Annotated in this window: 15 protein-coding genes; 7 read left to right on the top strand and 8 right to left on the bottom strand. The window is 71.0% G+C overall.

Annotated elements, in window-relative coordinates:
- Positions 1 to 1,079: 1,079 nt before the first annotated feature.
- Positions 1,080 to 2,027, top strand: coding sequence for a D-alanine--D-alanine ligase family protein (locus HF577_RS31275; RefSeq protein ID WP_169399598.1), 948 nt, complete (start codon positions 1,080 to 1,082; stop codon positions 2,025 to 2,027).
- 93 nt (positions 2,028 to 2,120) lie between these two features.
- On the opposite strand, the gene HF577_RS31270 is transcribed toward HF577_RS31275, so the two are convergent.
- The 8 genes from HF577_RS31270 to rpmH form a co-directional block, all read right to left on the bottom strand.
- Complete coding sequence (locus HF577_RS31270; protein ID WP_169399597.1) at positions 2,121 to 3,143, bottom strand: ParB/RepB/Spo0J family partition protein; 1,023 nt, start codon at positions 3,141 to 3,143, stop codon at positions 2,121 to 2,123.
- 4 nt (positions 3,144 to 3,147) lie between these two features.
- The gene (locus HF577_RS31265) at positions 3,148 to 4,068 is read right to left on the bottom strand and encodes a ParA family protein (RefSeq protein ID WP_407692257.1); all 921 of its coding nucleotides are present in this window, start codon (positions 4,066 to 4,068) and stop codon (positions 3,148 to 3,150) included.
- Between the two features lie 53 nt (positions 4,069 to 4,121).
- Positions 4,122 to 4,778 (bottom strand): 16S rRNA (guanine(527)-N(7))-methyltransferase RsmG, encoded by a 657-nt coding sequence (gene rsmG / locus HF577_RS31260; protein WP_169399596.1) that lies wholly within the window; start codon positions 4,776 to 4,778, stop codon positions 4,122 to 4,124.
- A 31-nt stretch (positions 4,779 to 4,809) separates the two neighbouring features.
- Entirely contained in the window at positions 4,810 to 5,328 is a 519-nt protein-coding gene (locus tag HF577_RS31255; RefSeq protein WP_312859502.1) for a Jag family protein, read from the bottom strand.
- A gap of 93 nt (positions 5,329 to 5,421) precedes the next feature.
- Complete coding sequence (gene yidC / locus HF577_RS31250; RefSeq protein ID WP_169399595.1) at positions 5,422 to 6,582, bottom strand: membrane protein insertase YidC; 1,161 nt, start codon at positions 6,580 to 6,582, stop codon at positions 5,422 to 5,424.
- On the bottom strand, positions 6,576 to 6,836 hold the full coding sequence (yidD, locus tag HF577_RS31245) for a membrane protein insertion efficiency factor YidD (protein ID WP_312859503.1): 261 nt from the start codon (positions 6,834 to 6,836) through the stop codon (positions 6,576 to 6,578). Before yidD ends, yidC begins: the two co-directional genes overlap by 7 nt.
- Before the next feature lie 19 nt (positions 6,837 to 6,855).
- Positions 6,856 to 7,215 (bottom strand): ribonuclease P protein component, encoded by a 360-nt coding sequence (rnpA, locus tag HF577_RS31240; protein ID WP_169399593.1) that lies wholly within the window; start codon positions 7,213 to 7,215, stop codon positions 6,856 to 6,858.
- A gap of 13 nt (positions 7,216 to 7,228) precedes the next feature.
- Positions 7,229 to 7,372, bottom strand: a complete 144-nt coding sequence (gene rpmH, locus HF577_RS31235) for a 50S ribosomal protein L34 (RefSeq protein ID WP_169399592.1) — start codon at positions 7,370 to 7,372, stop codon at positions 7,229 to 7,231.
- 440 nt (positions 7,373 to 7,812) lie between these two features.
- Here rpmH and dnaA point away from each other — a divergent pair, with 440 nt between their 5' ends.
- The 6 genes from dnaA (at position 7,813) to gyrB (ending at position 16,645) form a co-directional block, all read left to right on the top strand.
- On the top strand, positions 7,813 to 9,477 hold the full coding sequence (gene dnaA / locus HF577_RS31230) for a chromosomal replication initiator protein DnaA (RefSeq protein WP_169399591.1): 1,665 nt from the start codon (positions 7,813 to 7,815) through the stop codon (positions 9,475 to 9,477).
- Positions 9,478 to 10,350: 873 nt separating this feature from the next.
- The gene (gene dnaN, locus HF577_RS31225) at positions 10,351 to 11,511 is read left to right on the top strand and encodes a DNA polymerase III subunit beta (RefSeq protein ID WP_169399590.1); all 1,161 of its coding nucleotides are present in this window, start codon (positions 10,351 to 10,353) and stop codon (positions 11,509 to 11,511) included.
- A gap of 53 nt (positions 11,512 to 11,564) precedes the next feature.
- On the top strand, positions 11,565 to 12,512 hold the full coding sequence (gene gnd, locus HF577_RS31220) for a phosphogluconate dehydrogenase (NAD(+)-dependent, decarboxylating) (RefSeq protein ID WP_169399589.1): 948 nt from the start codon (positions 11,565 to 11,567) through the stop codon (positions 12,510 to 12,512).
- A complete protein-coding gene (gene recF / locus HF577_RS31215) occupies positions 12,512 to 13,678 on the top strand; it encodes a DNA replication/repair protein RecF (RefSeq protein ID WP_169399588.1) in 1,167 nt (388 codons plus the stop codon). The genes gnd and recF overlap by 1 nt, the downstream gene beginning before the upstream one ends.
- Positions 13,679 to 13,690: 12 nt before the next feature.
- On the top strand, positions 13,691 to 14,365 hold the full coding sequence (locus HF577_RS31210; RefSeq protein ID WP_312859501.1) for a DciA family protein: 675 nt from the start codon (positions 13,691 to 13,693) through the stop codon (positions 14,363 to 14,365).
- 300 nt (positions 14,366 to 14,665) lie between these two features.
- The gene (gyrB, locus tag HF577_RS31205; RefSeq protein WP_169399586.1) at positions 14,666 to 16,645 is read left to right on the top strand and encodes a DNA topoisomerase (ATP-hydrolyzing) subunit B; all 1,980 of its coding nucleotides are present in this window, start codon (positions 14,666 to 14,668) and stop codon (positions 16,643 to 16,645) included.
- Positions 16,646 to 16,710: the final 65 nt, after the last annotated feature.

Genomic DNA, 16,710 nt, shown 5'->3' with positions numbered 1-16,710 from the left:
CCCCCACCCGCGACGCCGATCCGCGCACGACCGCGCGCCCGACGAGCGAGCACCGCTCAACCGCCCTGACCGCGATATGGACACATGTCGCGGCCGGAACCCCGCTCTCGACAGCGACATGTGTCCATGTCGCGCGGAGTCGCACGACAACACGGCGCACGAGCCACCCGCGCCCGTCCGCGAGCCGAGACGACTCTGGACGCGACCCCGGCCCAGAGACGCGAGCCGCCGAGATCCCGCGCGCACACCGCATCCGCGGCCGCCAGATACCGGGACCGACCTCCGCGCCCACGTGCGAGCCGCGCGTCAGCCGCACTCGCCGTGTCGCAGGTGTGAGTCGCCGAGTTCCTGCACGGACTGCCCGCATCCCCGTCCGCGAGGCGCCAGAACGCCTCGAGTCGCCGAGATCCGGGAGGGGGGGGAGACTCGCGGACCACCACCCGAGGTGCCTGCATCCAGTTCCCGCATGACCGACGCTCGGCAGCGAATGGCGAGTTCCCTGGGTGGGTGGCTCGCGCGAGTCCCCCGCGCCGGGGGTCGCTTCGGTGGGGCAAGTCTCGTGACTCCATCTGTCGGCCATCCGCACCCACGGCTCGTCCCGCCTGCTCGCTGGGTCGCACGCCCGCCCGACGCACGTCTCCCGTTGCCGCCCGGTTCCGTAGGTCCACGAGTCGCTCCTGGCGCAGCACCCGCTCCTGCGTGGCGAGCCCCCGATCCGATGCGAGGCACGCGTGCCGCGGGCAGAACTCTCCCGCTGTTCCACGTGAAACAACGCGCCCGTCCGCGGACCGGTGCCGGACGGGCCGCGGCGGCGAGGGTCCGGTGGCTCCCGCGAGAGTGCCTGGAGGTCTCCGTGCAGGGAGCGCCGAGTTCGGACACCGACCGCCGACTCCCACGTGGATCGTTGGCGCAACTCATGTCCGCGACACGCATCCTGTCGCCGCTGAGGCGCGGGGCGGGTTGGGCGCCGCGTTCACCTGAGGACGGGCGAGCGCACCTCGACGCTCGGCCCCCGGCTCACCTCGGAGCGGCGTCGAGCCGGGACCGCATCACAGATCGCCGTGCCGGAGAATGCGGCGGTGACCGAGAGAACTGTGGCCGTGCTGGCTGGGGGCCTGTCCCACGAGCGCGAGGTGTCCCTGCGATCCGGACGGCGGCTCGCCGCCGCCCTGTCCGACGCTGGGGCATCCGTACGCGAGTGGGACGTCGACGCCGCGCTCGTCGAGCGGCTCCGGAGCGACCCGCCCGACGCCGTCGCGATCGCGCTGCACGGGGGCGAGGGGGAGAACGGCTCGGTCCAGGCGGTGCTCGAGCTACTCGGGGTGCCGTTCGTCGGGACGCCCGCGCAGGCCTGCCGGCGCGCCTGGGACAAGCCGACGGCGAAGGCGGAGTTGGCCCGCGCCGGACTCGACACGCCGGACTGGGTCGCGCTGCCGCACACGACGTTCCGCGCGCTCGGCGCGCAGGCGGTCCTGGACGCGATGGTCGACCGCCTGGGTCTGCCGCTGATGCTGAAGCCCGACCAGGGCGGCTCAGCGCTCGGCTCCCAGGTGGTGACCGAGCGAGCGGAGCTTCCCGCCGCGATGGTCAGCTGCCTCGCCTACGCCGACACGGTGCTCGCCGAGCGCTTCGTCGCCGGCACGGAGGTCGCCGTCACGGTCGTCCACGACGGTGACGAGCCGCGGGCGCTGCCTCCCGTCGAGGTCGACGCCGTGGGCGGTGTCTACGACTACACCGCCCGCTACACGCCGGGCGCCGCGACGTTCCACTGCCCGGCGCGCCTCGACGAGGCCACGCTGGGGACTCTGGCGGAGACCGCGCTCGCCGCGCACCAGCTACTCGGGCTGCGGGACGTCTCGCGCATGGACGCGGTGGTCGACACCGAAGGACGGGTGCAGATCCTCGAGGTGAACGTCTCGCCGGGGCTCACCGAGACCTCGCTGCTGCCCACCGCCGTCCGGGCGGCCGGGATGAAGCTGGGTGACCTCTATGCGGCTCTCGTCGAGCGAGCGGTCGCCCGCGGCTGAGCTGTTTCACGTGAAACAGCGGGCGGCCCGGCGGGCGGTGGGCCCGCTCCGGGACGGCCGTGGCCCTGTTTCACGTGAAACAGGGCCGGGGGGTCACTCCGTGCCGGGGCGGTCCATCAGCTTCGCGATCCGTTCCAGATCCTCGACCGACCCGAACTCCACGACGATCCGACCCTTGCGCTGACCCAGCTCGACCTTCACGCGCGTGTCGAACGTGTCGGACAGCCGGTTCGCCAGGTCCTCGACGCCGGGCGCCAGCATCGGCTTGCGGCGAGTCGGTTTCGCGGACGCAGGGGACTCGCGCCGAAGAAGGACGACTGCCTCTTCGGTGGCCCGGACGGACATGCCCTCGGCGATGATGCGAGCCGCGAGCTCCTCCTGCCGGCCCGCGTCATCCAGCCCGAGCAGCGCGCGGGCGTGGCCGGCGGACAGCACGCCCGCCGCCACCCGGCGCTGCACCGATACCGGCAGCTTCAGCAAGCGGATCGTGTTGGTGACGACCGGTCGACTCCGGCCCAGCCGGTCGGCGAGCTCGGTGTGCGTGACACCGAACTCCGCGAGCAGCTGCTCGTAGGCAGCCGCCTCGTCGAGCGGGTTGAGCTGGACGCGGTGGATGTTCTCCAGCAACGCGTCGCGCAGCATCGCGTCGTCGCCGGTGCGACGGACGATCGCCGGCAGCTGCGCCAGCCCCGCCCGCTGCGCGGCGCGCCAGCGGCGCTCGCCCATCACGAGCTCATAGGTACCGGGGGAGGTCGCCTCGCGGACCACGATCGGCTGCAGGAGCCCGAACTCGCGGATCGAGTGCTCCAGCTCGGCGAGGCTCTCATCGTCGAAGTTGGTGCGCGGCTGCTGAGGGTTGGGACGGATCGCGGCGAGGTCGATCTCGCGGTAGACCGCACCGCCCACCGACGAAGTGGTCGGGTACGTGGGCAGGTCGACGGGGTGGGATCCGCGCCCCTCCGACGAGGATCCGGTCGGCGCGGCCGGGGTGACGGTGAGGACCGCGGTCGGCGCCGGAGCTGCCGGTGCAGTCGGGATGAGCGCGGCCAGACCGCGTCCCAGCCCGCCCTTGCGCTGAGTGGCCACGCGCTCCACAGGCGTCCCCCGCTCGGTCATCTGACTACCGCCCGTCCGGATCGGCAGGAAGGTCCATCCGGGCTCCACGCTCGGAGATCTCACGCGCCGCGTCGACGTAGCTCATCGCTCCACGCGAACCGGGGTCGTAGGCCAGCACGGTCTGGCTGTACCCGGGCGCCTCGGAGACCTTGACGCTGCGGGGGATCACCGTGCGCAGGACGGTGGGGCCGAAGTGGCTGCGGACCTCGTTGGTGACCTGGTCGGCCAGCTTGGTGCGGCCGTCGTACATCGTCAACAGGATCGTCGAGACGTGCAGGGCGGTGTTGAGGTGCGACCGCACGAGGTCGATGTTGCTCAGCAGCTGCCCGAGCCCTTCCAGGGCGTAGTACTCGCACTGGATGGGGATCAGGACCTCACTGGCGGCCACGAGGGCGTTGACGGTGAGGAGCCCGAGCGAGGGGGGACAGTCGATGAACACGTAGTCGACCCCGAGCTCGTCGAGCGAGCCGTCGTACAGCGCCTGCTTGAGCCGGTTCTCCCTGGCGACCATGCTGACGAGCTCGATCTCCGCGCCGGCCAGGTCGATCGTGGCGGGGACGCACAGGAGGTCGGGAGAGGCGGAGCTCCTGACCGCCGCATCGGCGATGCGGATCTCGCCGAGCAACGCCTCGTAGACCGACGGCGTGCCGAGCCGGTGCTCGACGGCGAGCGCGGTGCTCGCGTTGCCTTGCGGGTCGAGGTCGATGACGAGCACCCGGACCCCGTGCATCGCGAGCGCGGCAGCGAGGTTGACGGTGCTCGTGGTCTTGCCGACGCCGCCCTTCTGGTTGGCGACGGTCATCACCCGCCGATGCGACGGACGGGGCATCCGGTGGCGGTCAGGGTGCAGCACCCTGGCCGCGCGTTCGGCCTCCTCGGCAATGGGTGTCCATCCCGGTGTTTCACGTGAAACGGGAGGGAGCATCTCGCGCTGGGACATCTGGTGTGGGGACATCTCGTGCTGGGACACTCTGAACGTCACGCCTGCCCTCTCCTGCGGCGCGGTCGGTCGGGCTTCCCGGCCTCCCGCACTCGCTCGATGACGACCACCGTGCTCGGGGGATCGATGACTCCGACGCCGGCTCGCTCGATCCGTGGGACCCCACCGCCGAACCTGCGGACGGCAGCAGCGTCCCGCTCGATCTCCGCCTGGGCAGTGGCACCCTTCATGGCGAGTAGAATCCCGCCGGGTCGCAGCAACGGAAGGCTCCAACCGGCAAGCCGCGCCAAGGGCGCGACCGCGCGAGCGGTCACCACGTCGGCACCCTCCCATCGCCGCCGGACCACAGTCTCCTCGGCCCGACCCCGCTCCACTGTCACCGACAGGCCGAGATCGGCGATCACCTCGCGGAGCCACTCCACGCGACGCGCGAGGGGTTCGATGAGGACGATGCCGAGATCGGGCCGAGCCAGCGCCAACGGTATCCCGGGGAGGCCCGCTCCCGAACCCACATCCACAAGACGCGCGCCATCCGGCACGAGTTCCGCGACGAGGGCGCAGTTGAGGACGTGCCGATCCCAGACGCGGGGGGCTTCGCGGGGTCCGATCAGACCACGCTCCACACCGGAGGTGACGAGATGCTCGGCGAAACGCCGAGCGAGGGGTAGCCGGTCACCGAAGACGGAGCCGGCCAACCCGTCGATCGGAACAGAGGTGGCCGGGAGGTCAGGCACCGCGGAAGACGACGACCTGCCGCCGCGGCTCCTCGCCCTCGCTCTCGCTCGACACGCCCTTGATGCGAGCGACGGCGTCGTGCACGACCTTGCGCTCGAAGGGGGTCATGGGGCGCAGCCGCACGGACTCCCCGGACGCCAACACGTCCTTCGCGGTACGGGTCCCGAGCTTGGTGAGCTCCTCGCGCCGCGCCTCCCGCCACCCGGCGATGTCGAGCATCAGCCGGCTCCGATTGCCGGACGACTGCTGGACGGCGAGCCGGGTGAGCTCCTGTAGTGCCTCGAGCACCGCGCCCCGCTCGCCCACCAGCTTGTCGAGGTCTTCGCCACCGTCGATGCTGACGATCGCCCGCCCGGCCTCGACGTCGAGGTCGATGTCGCCGTCGTAGTCGAGCACGTCGAGTAGCCGCTCGAGGTAGTCACCGGCGATGTCGCCCTCGCGCACCAGCTGGTCCTCGGCGGTGCTCGCGGCGACGCTCTCGGTGGCCCCGTCCTGCGCAGTCTTCGGCACGATGCGTCTCCTCTCCGAAACGGTTGCGATGACGCCGGTCACCCGGCACACCGCTGCGGCCGCCGGCGAGGGCGGACCGCGGATGGCTCGTGGTCAGCGGCGCTTGCGCGGGCGCCGCGCGGGCGAGCGGGTCACGCCGCCGCTGCGTGGGCTCTTCGCGGAGTCGCCTGCTGTGCTGTTCGCGCTCGTCGCACCGTTGGGGACGGAGCCGTCCCCGTTGGCGACCGACCCGTCCCCGCCGGCTGCCGCCGTCGGCGTAGCAGCGGGGGTCGTGCCGTTGGAGGCGCCGTTCGTGGAGGCTGCGGTGGGCTTGGAAGGCGTGGTGGGCTTGCGGGCGACCGGCTTCGCGCCGGGCCGCTTCGCCGTGGGCTCCTCGACGGCCGGCTCGGGGCGGACCGGCTTCTGGCCGGGGCGAGGTGCCAGCGCCTGCCGGGTGGTGGCCGCCTGCTCGCGCTTCGTCGACTCCTCGGCGTCGATGCGCCGGTACACGACGTACTGCTGGCCGAGGGTCCACAGGTTGTTGGATACCCAGTAGAGAAGCACAGCGAGCGGCAGGAACGGCGCACCGACGACGACGCCGATCGGGAAGACGTACAGCATCAGCTTGTTCATGATCGCGGTCTGCGGGTTCTCGCCCTGCGCCGCCGTCTGGCGGGCGACCGAGTGTCGCGCCGTGATGTGGGTGAAGATGCCCGCCATGATCATCAGGGGGATCATGGGGATCAGCTGATGCGCCACGGTGGTCCCGAGGACATCGAGCGGCGGCTTGGGGTTGACGATCCAGGCGCCCAGCTTCGCGCCGAAGAAGCTCGCGTCGTTGAACGACTCGACGCCCTTCGCGTCGAAGAAGTAGTTCTCGGTGCGCGGTGCGCCGTTGGGGAGGACCGGGCCGAACTCGCGCAGCACGTGGAAGAGGCCGATGAAGACCGGTACCTGGACGAGAACGGGGAGACAGCCGGCTACCGGGTTGACGCCGTGCTCCTTCTGGAGCTTCTGCATCTCCTCGGCCTGCTTCTGCCGGTCGTTCGCATACTTCTTGCGGAGCTTCGCGATCTCCGGCTGGAACTCCTGCATCTTGCGCATGGAGCGCACCTGGCCGACGAACGGCTTGTACAGGATCGCGCGCAGCGTGAAGACCAGGAAAATGACGGCGAGGGCCCAGGTGATGCCGCTGGCCTCACCGAAGAGGTAGCCGAACGCCTTGTGCCATACCCAGAGGATGAACGAGACCGGGTAGTAGATGAAGTTCAGCACGGCGCTTGCTCCTCGATGTGGTTCCGGGCCGGGCGGGGACGGCGCGGTGGCACCGGGTCGATACCGCCAGGGTGCCACGGCGCGCACCGCAGCAACCGACAGAGCGTGAGCCACGAGCCCCGCAGCACGCCGTGCACCTGCAGCGCCTCGACCGCATAGGCACTACAGGTGGGGTAGAAGCGGCACGTCGGGGGCAGCGCGGGCGAGACCCAGCGCTGGTACCCGTGCAGCAGACCGATCAGGACCCGCGCCACGACGGAACGGCCCGCGGGGTCACTCACCGCGTGCTCCGGAGAGCTTTCGCAGCGCGCCCCGCAGGCCGGCGTCGAGGTCCTCGCCCAGCTCGGCCGACGAGGCGGCTGCAGCGGGCGGGAGTGCCCGGACCACGAGGAGGGTGTCCAGCGGTAGCTGCCGGAGCCGTGGCACGACGAGATGCCGGAGCCGACGCGTCACCCGGTGACGGACGACGGCGTTTCCGACTGCTTTGCTCACGACGAACCCCGCTCGTGGCTCGCTCCCACCGTCGGCGCGACGGAGGTGGACGACGAGCCGTGATCGGCCGCTGCGTCGACCCCGCCGGACGACGGAAGCGAACTCGTCCCGGCGCGTGAGCCGGGATCCGGCCGGCAACACCGGGACGGCCGAATCAGGCCGAGAGCCGCTCGCGGCCCTTGCCGCGGCGGGCGGCGACGATGGCCCGGCCGGCGCGGGTACGCATCCGCAACCGGAAGCCGTGGGTACGGGCCCGGCGGCGGTTGTTCGGCTGGAAGGTGCGCTTGCCCTTGCTCACGGTCGGCTCTCCTGGGGTCGACGGCGGCAGAGCAGCCGTCGATGATCATCGTGCTTCGGGTTCGGACGGTGGTGCTGCGACACCCGCACGAGCCGAGACCATCCATGGACAGCACTGGGCTCACCTGCGCGGGCGCGGTTCAGTCCAGGGTACGCAGCCGCCGCACAGAGGGTCAAACCAGGCCGGTCCTCGTCATCCCGTTGCAGCCTTGCGCGACCAGGCGGCTTGTGGCAAGCCGTCACTGTTGTTAGCGTCCCCCCTCCACAGTTCGATCCGGGGGGATCGCCGACACCGGCCACCATCACCTGCACGGGCCCGCACGCATTCAGCGCTGCGTGCCCGCGTAGCGTCTTGCGCACAGGTGTGGACAAGCCTGGGGATGATCGACCGATCGGGCGCAAGAACGTCCGGGGTGAACGACCGGAGGGGAGCGCGGACCGGTGCCCGACCAACCAGGAGACCTGGGTCAGGTCTGGAACCGTGTGATCGCGGACCTCTCGGGGGCCTCGTCGGGCTCCGGAGCCCACACTCTTTCCCAGCAGCAGCGCGCATTCCTCCGTCTCACCCGCCCACTCGGGCTGATCGACGGCACTGCGCTCCTCGCCGCTCCGAGCGAGTTCGCCAAGGACGCGATCGAGCGGATCCTGCGTCGTCCCATCAGTGATGCGCTGGGCAGGCACCTCGGGGTGGCGGTGAACCTCGCGGTCGTCGTCGACGCCTCGGCGGCGGGCGGTGGCACCGAGGTGCCCGACCCGCCCGGCGCGAGCACGCGCCCCAACGCCGCCGTCACCGGCGGGGGGCACGGGCCCATGCACGGCGGCGGGCAGGGCCACGGCGGACAGGGCAGTGCCGACCCGCCCCAACGCGACGACTTCACCGGCTCGAACGGGTCGGCGTTGCCGATCACCGGTCCGCTGGCGCTGGGCGAGCCTGCCGGTGCGCACCTCGGCGGCGGCAACGGCGGACACCTGGGCGGCGGCAACGGCGGCTCCGGCATCGACGGGCGCACGCCGGAGGTGTGGCCCACCTACTCCGGGCCGCCTGCGGGTGAGCAGGTCACTCCACGCTCGCAGACGCGGCTGAACGAGAAGTACACCTTCGACACGTTCGTCATCGGTGCGTCCAACCGGTTCAGCCACGCGGCCGCGGTCGCTGTGGCCGAGGCGCCGGCGCGCGCGTACAACCCGCTGTTCATCTGGGGCGACTCCGGGCTGGGCAAGACCCACCTGTTGCACGCGGTCGGGCACTACGCCCAACGGCTGTTCCCCGGCATGCGGGTGCGGTACGTGTCCACCGAGGAGTTCACGAACGACTTCATCAACTCGCTGCGCGACGACCGGAAGGTGGCCTTCCAGCGCCGCTACCGGGACGTCGACGTGCTGCTGGTGGACGACATCCAGTTCCTGGAGGGCAAGGAAGGCACCCAGGAGGAGTTCTTCCACACCTTCAACACGTTGCACAACGCCAACAAGCAGATCGTCGTGTCCTCGGACCGCCCGCCCAAGCGGCTGGAGACGCTCGAGGACCGGATGCGCACCCGCTTCGAGTGGGGCCTGATCACCGACATCCAGCCGCCCGAGCTGGAGACGCGGATCGCCATCCTGAGGAAGAAGGCCGCCCAGGATCGGCTCGCGGTACCCGGTGACGTCCTGGAGTTCATCGCCGAGCGCATCGAGCGCAACATCCGGGAGCTCGAGGGTGCGCTCATCCGCGTCACGGCGTTCGCGTCGCTGAACCGGCAGCCGGTCGACACCCAGCTCGCCGAGATCGTGCTGCGGGACCTGATCCCCGACTCGGCTGCGTCCGAGATCACGGCGCCCACGATCATGGCGGTCACCGCCGAGTTCTTCGGCGTCACGATGGACGAGCTGTGCGGGCCGGGTAAGACGAAGGCGCTCGCGCAGTCCCGGCAGATCGCCATGTATCTGTGCCGGGAGCTGACGGACCTGTCGTTGCCGCGGATCGGCCAGACCTTCGGCGGTCGCGACCACACCACCGTCATGCACGCGGACAAGAAGATCCGCAACGAGATCGCACAACGTCGCAAGACCTTCGAACAGGTCCAGGAGCTGACGGCGCGCATCAAGCAGCGCGCCCGGCACTGAGCGCTGCGTTCACCGCCTCCAGCGCACCCGTAGTAATAAGGCCATCCGCCCCACTCCGCCCGTATCGCGTGCTGTGCGCTCGGTACGGAGGCGTTGATGCCCCTCACCGAGCCGGTCTGCGGCGGGTTGCGGCGGCGCGCCGGCTCTGTGGATCCCGGTCGCGCCCTCTTCCCGGCGCCCCGCCGTGCGCTTGTGTACCGCCGTTCGGCGCACACCGGGGGTCCGTCGGCGTTCCATCTCATGACGCGCCGTGTTCAATACGGCCAAACCGGTGACTCAGCGTCCTCAACCCTGTGTCGGGAGGGAACTCTGTGAGTTCAGCACCGCGCCGCGACCCGTGTGGAACCAGGGAAACCAGTCGCACAGCGTTCTCACACGACCACTCTTCACCCACATCTGGGGACAACTCTGTGGATGGACGAGTTGGGGCCCGTGGACGGATCGGGTCGAAACGGTGGACAACCGGTGTTCAGCCGGGGGACAGATCGGGTCCCACCGCCGCCATCCACCGGGCGGGCTCGCAGACCACCCTGTGACCCCCAGCTCGATCCACAGGACGCCGCACCGCGTGACCTGCGGAAACGCTGTCCATCCACACTACCCACAGGCCCTAGTACTACTGCTGTTGTTCCCTTCCTGGAGAACTACACAAGAACAAGCGACGTGGATGGATTCGGAGCGGAAGCCGGATCGGGTCGCACCCTGGCCGGGATGACACCTGCGGTCCGGAGGCTCTACGGTGGGCTTCCGGCTCAGGCCGTGCCGGGCGGACCCAGCGGGTGCCCGGCGCCTCGACCGGCAACGACCACTCGGCCTCCCGCCGATGGGTCCACCCGAGCTCGTCCCCCACACCGCCAGTGCGAGAGGTCCCCCATGAAGTTTCGGGTCGAACGCGACGTCCTGGCCGACGCGGCCGCCTGGGTGGCTCGCAGCCTTCCGGCGCGGCCACCGGTCCCGGTGCTGGGTGGCGTCCTCATCGAGGCGTCCGGCGGTGCGGACGGTGATCGGCTGACAGTCTCGGGGTTCGACTACGAGACCTCGGCCCGCGTCGAGTTGGACGCCACCATCGGCGACCCGGGCCGCGTACTGGTGTCCGGCCGGCTGCTCGCCGACATCACCCGCGCGCTGCCGTCCAAGCCGGTCGACCTGGTGGTCGACGGGTCACGCGCCACGATCAACTGCGGCAACAGCCGGTTCAGCCTGCCGACGATGCCGGTCGAGGACTATCCCCAGCTGCCGGCCATGCCGCAGCTCGCGGGCACCGTGGCCGCGAGCGAGCTCGCACAGGCGGTCGCCCAGGTCGCGGTCGCCGCCGGCCGCGACGACACGCTTCCGATGCTCACCGGCATCCGGCTGGAGATCGAGGGGGCGCGGCTCACCCTCGCCGCCACCGACCGGTTCCGGCTGGCGGTCCGCGAGCTGGACTGGACCCCGGAGGACGCCGCGCAGTCCAGCGCGGTCCTGATCCCGGCCCGCACGCTCGCCGAGGTCGCCAAGACGCTCGCCGGTGCCGGCACCGTCGAGCTCGCACTCTCGGCGGGCGACGGGATGCTCGGCATCACCGGCGCGGGCAGGCGCGCCACCACCCGGCTGCTCGACGCGGAGTTCCCGCGTTTCCGTCAGCTCATCCCGGCAGAGCACACCAGCGCCGCCGTCATCGAGGTCGCGCCGCTGGTCGAGGCGATCAAGCGGGTGGCACTCGTCACCGACCGCGTGGCTCAGGTGCGTATGGAGTTCGGCGAGGACGGTCTCCGGCTCGCCGCGGGCGGCGACGACGTGGGCAGCGCGGAGGAAGAACTCCCGTGTGAGCTCGACGGCGGCCCGCTCACCATCGCGTTCAACCCCGGTTATCTGCTCGACTCGCTCGGCGCGCTGCACACCGCCCGCGCCCAGCTGACCTTCACCACGCCGAACCGCCCGGCCCTCGTCCGGCCGGTGCCGGCCGCGCCTGCGGAGGACAATGGCGGCGAGGAGACTGCAGAGCCGGTGCCCGGCTACCTGCACCTGCTGATGCCCGTTCGCCTCCCCGGCTGATCGGTACGAGCGCGGGCGAGCTCCCCCCGACGAGACACACCAGGAGTGGAACCGTGCAACTCGGACTGATCGGTCTGGGCCGGATGGGTGGCAACATGCGCGACCGGCTTCGTGCCTCGGGGCACGAGGTGGTCGGGTACGACCCCCGCCCGGACGTGACCGATGTCGACTCGCTCGCCTCGCTGGCGGCGGCCCTCACCGCGCCGCGCGTGGTGTGGGTGATGGTGCCATCGGGCGAGCCCACCCGGAGCACCGTGCGCGCGCTCGCCGACGTGCTCGAGCCGGGTGACCTCGTGATCGACGGCGGCAACTCCCGCTACACCGACGATGGTCCGAACGCCGCGCTGCTCGACGAGAAGGGGATCGGCTACCTCGACGTCGGCGTGTCCGGCGGGATCTGGGGCAAGGACAACGGCTACGGGCTGATGGCCGGCGGGTCGGCGGAGCACGTCGAGCGCGCGCTCCCGATCTTCGACGCGCTCCGCCCCGAGGGGCCGCGCGAGGAGGGCTTCGTGCATGCGGGCCCGGTCGGCGCCGGCCATTTCTCCAAGATGGTCCACAACGGCATCGAGTACGGCCTGATGCAGGCCTACGCCGAGGGCTTCGAGCTGCTGTCGGCGGTCGACCTGATCACCGATGTACCGGGTGTCCTGCAGGCCTGGTCCCGTGGCACGGTCGTGCGCTCGTGGCTGCTCGACCTGCTGGTCGCGGCGCTGAAGGACGACCCGGGCCTCGCCTCCCTCGACGACTACGTCGAGGACTCCGGCGAAGGTCGGTGGACGATCGAGGAGGCGATCAAGCACGCGGTGCCGCTTCCGGTGATCTCCGCGGCGCTGTTCGCCCGGTTCGGCTCGCGCCAGGAGGTCTCGCCCTCGATGAAGGCCGTGGCCGCACTGCGCCACCAGTTCGGTGGGCACGCGGTGAAGTCGGCCGCCGGACCGTCGGGCACGCCCGGCGAGCACGCGGGGCCGAGCTCGGGCACGGGCTCGACCCAGAGCTGATGCACCTGCGGCGTCTCGCCGTCGCCGACTTCCGGTCGTGGGAGCAGGCCGAGCTCGAGCTGGAGCCCGGCGTCACGGTCCTCGTCGGCCCGAACGGAGTGGGCAAGACCAACCTCGTCGAGGCCGTCGGGTACCTGGCCACGCTGGGTTCGCACCGGGTCGCCACCGATGCTCCGCTGATCCGGCGGGGCGCCGAGCGGGCCGTGGTGCGCGGGCTGGTCGTGCACCACGGGCGTGAGCTGGGCATCGAGCTGGAGATCACGGCCGGCCGGGCCAACCGCGCGCGGGTGAACCGGGCACCGGTCGCGAAGACGCGTGACGTGCTGGGGATCCTGCGGACGGTGCTGTTCGCGCCGGAGGACCTCGCGCTGGTTCGGGGCGATCCCGGCGAGCGCCGCCGGTTCCTCGACGACCTGTTGGTGTCGCGGTTTCCGCGGTACGCCGCGGTGCGGGCCGATTACGACCGGGTGCTCCGGCAGCGGTCGGCGCTGCTCAAGACCGCGCGCAACAGCCGCTACTCCGGCCGCTCGGCCGACGCCTCCGGTGGCGACCTGAGCACGCTCGACGTGTGGGACGGCCACCTCGCCCGGCACGGGGCGGAGTTGCTGGCCGGCCGCCTGGAGCTGGTGGCGGCCATCGGCCCGTTCGCCGTCGAGGCGTTCGCCGAGGTCGCGCCCACCTCCGACCCCATCGCGCTGGTGTATCGCTCGAGCCTCGAGGGGGAGCTGCCGACCTCGGTTGCCGAGCTCGAGGTCCTCCTCATCGAGGCGCTGGCCGCGGTGCGCCGTCAGGAGGTGGAGCGGGGCGTGTGCCTGGTCGGGCCGCACCGTGACGACCTCGAACTGCGGCTGGGCGACGGGCCGGCGAAGGGGTACGCCAGCCACGGGGAGTCGTGGGCGCTCGCGCTCGCGCTCCGGCTCGGCTCCTACCGGCTGCTGCGTGACGACGACGTCGAGCCGGTCCTCGTGCTCGACGACGTGTTCGCCGAGCTGGACTCCCGGCGGCGCAGCGCGCTGGCCGCGGTCGCCCGTCGCGCCGAGCAGGTGCTGATCACCGCCGCGGTGCCCGAGGACGTACCCGACGGCCTGTCCGGCGTCCGGTTTGCGGTGGGCGGCGGTACTGTCGAGCGACTTCCGCAAGAGGCCACGTCAGCGCAGTCCGTGTGATCTCTGACACCTGTGTACAAGGTTGTGGATACTGTGGATAACTTCCGCTCCCCTGGTGATGACGAGCAGAAACGACCGCCCGCCGTGCGTCGAGAACCGCCCAACGCGCCTCCTTCGAGTCCTGCTGTCCCCAGGCCTGGGGATGAATCGAGCGGAACCGCTGGGCGCTCGGCCGCCGCGGGGAGGGGCGCCGACATCGCCCGCGAGGCGCTCCGGGCCGCCCGCGAGGCGTCGGCGGAACGCACCGCGCAGCGGTCCGCGGAACGGCAGGGGCGCAAGCCGGCGGCGGGCCGGAGCAGGCGACGGCGGTGGTCCGGTCCCGGACCGGACGACCGTGACCCGCAGCCGTTCGGCAGGCTCGTGTCCCGGGTGTCGCTGGACCGCGGCTGGTCGCCGCGCCTCACGGACGCCACCGTGCTCGGGCGGTGGCCGAACCTGGTGGGCTCGGAGATCGCCGACCACTGCACCCCGCTGTCGCTGCGTGACGGTGAGCTGGTGCTGCAGGCCGAGTCGACGGCGTGGGCCACGCAGCTGCGCACGTTGCAGCGTCAGCTGCTGGTCCGGCTCGCGGCCGCGGTGGGCAAGGACGTGGTGCGCAGGATCCGCGTGGTGGCGCCGTCGGGGCCGAGCTGGCGCCACGGTCCACGGCACGTGCGGGGCCGCGGACCGCGCGACACCTACGGCTGACCTGGGCGGAGGCCGCCGTTCGGGCGGCCGGGGCGGCAGACGGCGACTCAGCGCCGCGTGACTGCCCCACAGCCCGTTCGCAACCCCCGCGCGGCCGTCGTGACCCGCCGAAGTCCACGATCGGCTGTCTGAGACGATTTGAGGGGTCTCCTAGGCGCGTTTCTGTCGTAGCGCACCGGTATGATGGGAGACGTGTTCCGGGCGCTCCCCGATCGCCCGGTCGAAAGGCCCCGACGTCGGACGGCGCTTACCCGCGCGTTCCCGGCCGACGGGCCCTCGTGGCGAGGAGACAGGCAGCCCGTGCCGGAGAAGAAGAACGCCTACAGCGCGTCGTCCATCACTGTGCTCGAGGGGCTGGAGGCGGTTCGCAAGCGCCCCGGCATGTACATCGGGTCCACCGGTGAGCGCGGCCTGCACCACCTGATCTGGGAGGTCGTGGACAACGCCGTCGACGAGGCGATGGCCGGCTACGCCACGCGCGTCGAGGTCACGCTGCAGGACGACGGCGGGGTGCGCGTGGTCGACGACGGCCGTGGCATCCCCGTCGGCATGCACCCGGTGGAGAAGCGCCCCGCCGTCGAGATGGTGCTCACCATGCTGCACGCGGGCGGGAAGTTCGACAGCGACTCCTACGCGGTGTCCGGCGGCCTGCACGGCGTCGGGGTGTCCGTGGTCAACGCGCTGTCCACAGCGCTCGACGTCGAGATCCACACCGACGGCTTCGTCTGGCGGCAGCACTACGCGCGCTCGGTGCCCGGGCCGCTCCGCAAGGGCGAGCCCACGAAGAAGACGGGCAGCACGGTCACGTACTGGGCCGACGGCGACATCTTCGAGACGCTGACCTACAACATCGAGACGATCCGCCGCCGCCTGCAGGAGATGGCCTTCCTCAACAAGGGCCTCACGATCACGCTGCGCGATGAGCGCAACGGCGACAACGGCGAGGCGGAGGAGCCCGACGCCGAGGGCTACGTGGCGAAGGTCAAGGAGTACACGTTCTGCTACCCGAACGGGCTCGAGGACTTCGTCGCGCACCTGAACAAGAGCAAGGACCCGATCCACAAGAAGCTCGTCTCGTTCACGGGTGAGGGCACGGGCCACCAGGTCGAGGTGGCGATGCAGTGGAACTCCGGCTACACGGAGTCGGTCTACACGTTCGCCAACACGATCAACACGCACGAGGGCGGCACCCACGAGGAGGGCTTCCGCTCCGCGCTCACCACCACGGTCAACCGCTACGCGCGCGACAAGAAGCTGCTCAAGGAGAAGGACCCCGCGCTGTCGGGCGACGACATCCGCGAGGGGCTCGCCGCCATCGTCTCCGTGAAGGTCAAGGAACCCCAGTTCGAGGGGCAGACCAAGACGAAGCTGGGCAACACCGAGGTGAAGTCGTTCGTGCAGCGCGTCAGCAACGAGTGGCTGGCCGACTGGTTCGAGCGCAACCCCACCGAGGCCCGCACCATCGTCAACAAGGCGGTGCAGTCGGCGCAGGCTCGCGCCGCTGCGCGCAAGGCCAGGGAGCTCGTGCGGCGCAAGAGCGCTGGCGACATCGGCGGCCTGCCGGGCAAGCTGGCCGACTGCCGGTCCACCGACCCGTCGAAGTCCGAGGTCTACATCGTGGAGGGCGACTCCGCGGGGGGCTCGGCCAAGTCGGGTCGCGACTCGATGTTCCAGGCGATCCTGCCGATCCGCGGCAAGATCATCAACGTCGAGAAGGCGCGTATCGACCGCGTCCTCAAGAACACCGAGGTCCAGGCCATCATCACGGCGCTGGGCACCGGCATCCACGACGAGTTCGACGTGGCGAAGCTGCGCTACCACAAGGTCGTCCTGATGGCCGACGCCGACGTCGACGGCCAGCACATCCGCACGCTGCTGCTCACCCTGCTGTTCCGCTTCATGCGGCCACTCGTGGAGCACGGGCACGTGTTCCTCGCCCAGCCACCGCTCTACAAGATCAAGTGGGGTGGCCGCGGCTCCGAGCCGGAGTTCGCCTACACCGACCGCGAGCTGCAGGGCCTCCTCGAGGCCGGCCGGGCGGCGGGCAAGAAGCTGCCGAAGGACGAGGGCATCCAGCGCTACAAGGGCCTCGGCGAGATGAACGCCAAGGAACTGTGGGAGACCACGATGGACCCGGCAAACCGGTTGCTGCTGCAGGTCACCCTCGACGACGCCGCTACGGCCGACGAGCTGTTCTCGATCCTCATGGGCGAGGACGTCGAGTCGCGCCGCTCGTTCATCACCCGCAATGCCAAGGACGTGCGGTTCCTGGACGTGTAGTCCCCGCGCCCACCGCCCGAGCCGTACGAGCAGAGAAGGACCATGACCGACACCCTCGACCCCAC

Source organism: Pseudonocardia xinjiangensis (assembly GCF_012911925.1).
GTDB lineage: Bacteria > Actinomycetota > Actinomycetes > Mycobacteriales > Pseudonocardiaceae > Pseudonocardia > Pseudonocardia xinjiangensis.
Note: the sequence above shows the minus strand (reverse complement) of the source record. Positions and strands in the feature narration are given on the sequence as shown.

Excerpts from the sequence above, each read along its gene's own strand:
- HF577_RS31270 (WP_169399597.1), bottom strand. The coding sequence starts at position 3,143 with ATGACCGAGCGGGGGACGCCTGTGGAGCGCGTGGCCACTCAGCGCAAG.
- dnaN (WP_169399590.1), top strand. The coding sequence starts at position 10,351 with ATGAAGTTTCGGGTCGAACGCGACGTCCTGGCCGACGCGGCCGCCTGG.
- HF577_RS31265 (WP_407692257.1), bottom strand. The coding sequence starts at position 4,068 with ATGCTCCCTCCCGTTTCACGTGAAACACCGGGATGGACACCCATTGCC.
- recF (WP_169399588.1), top strand. The coding sequence starts at position 12,512 with ATGCACCTGCGGCGTCTCGCCGTCGCCGACTTCCGGTCGTGGGAGCAG.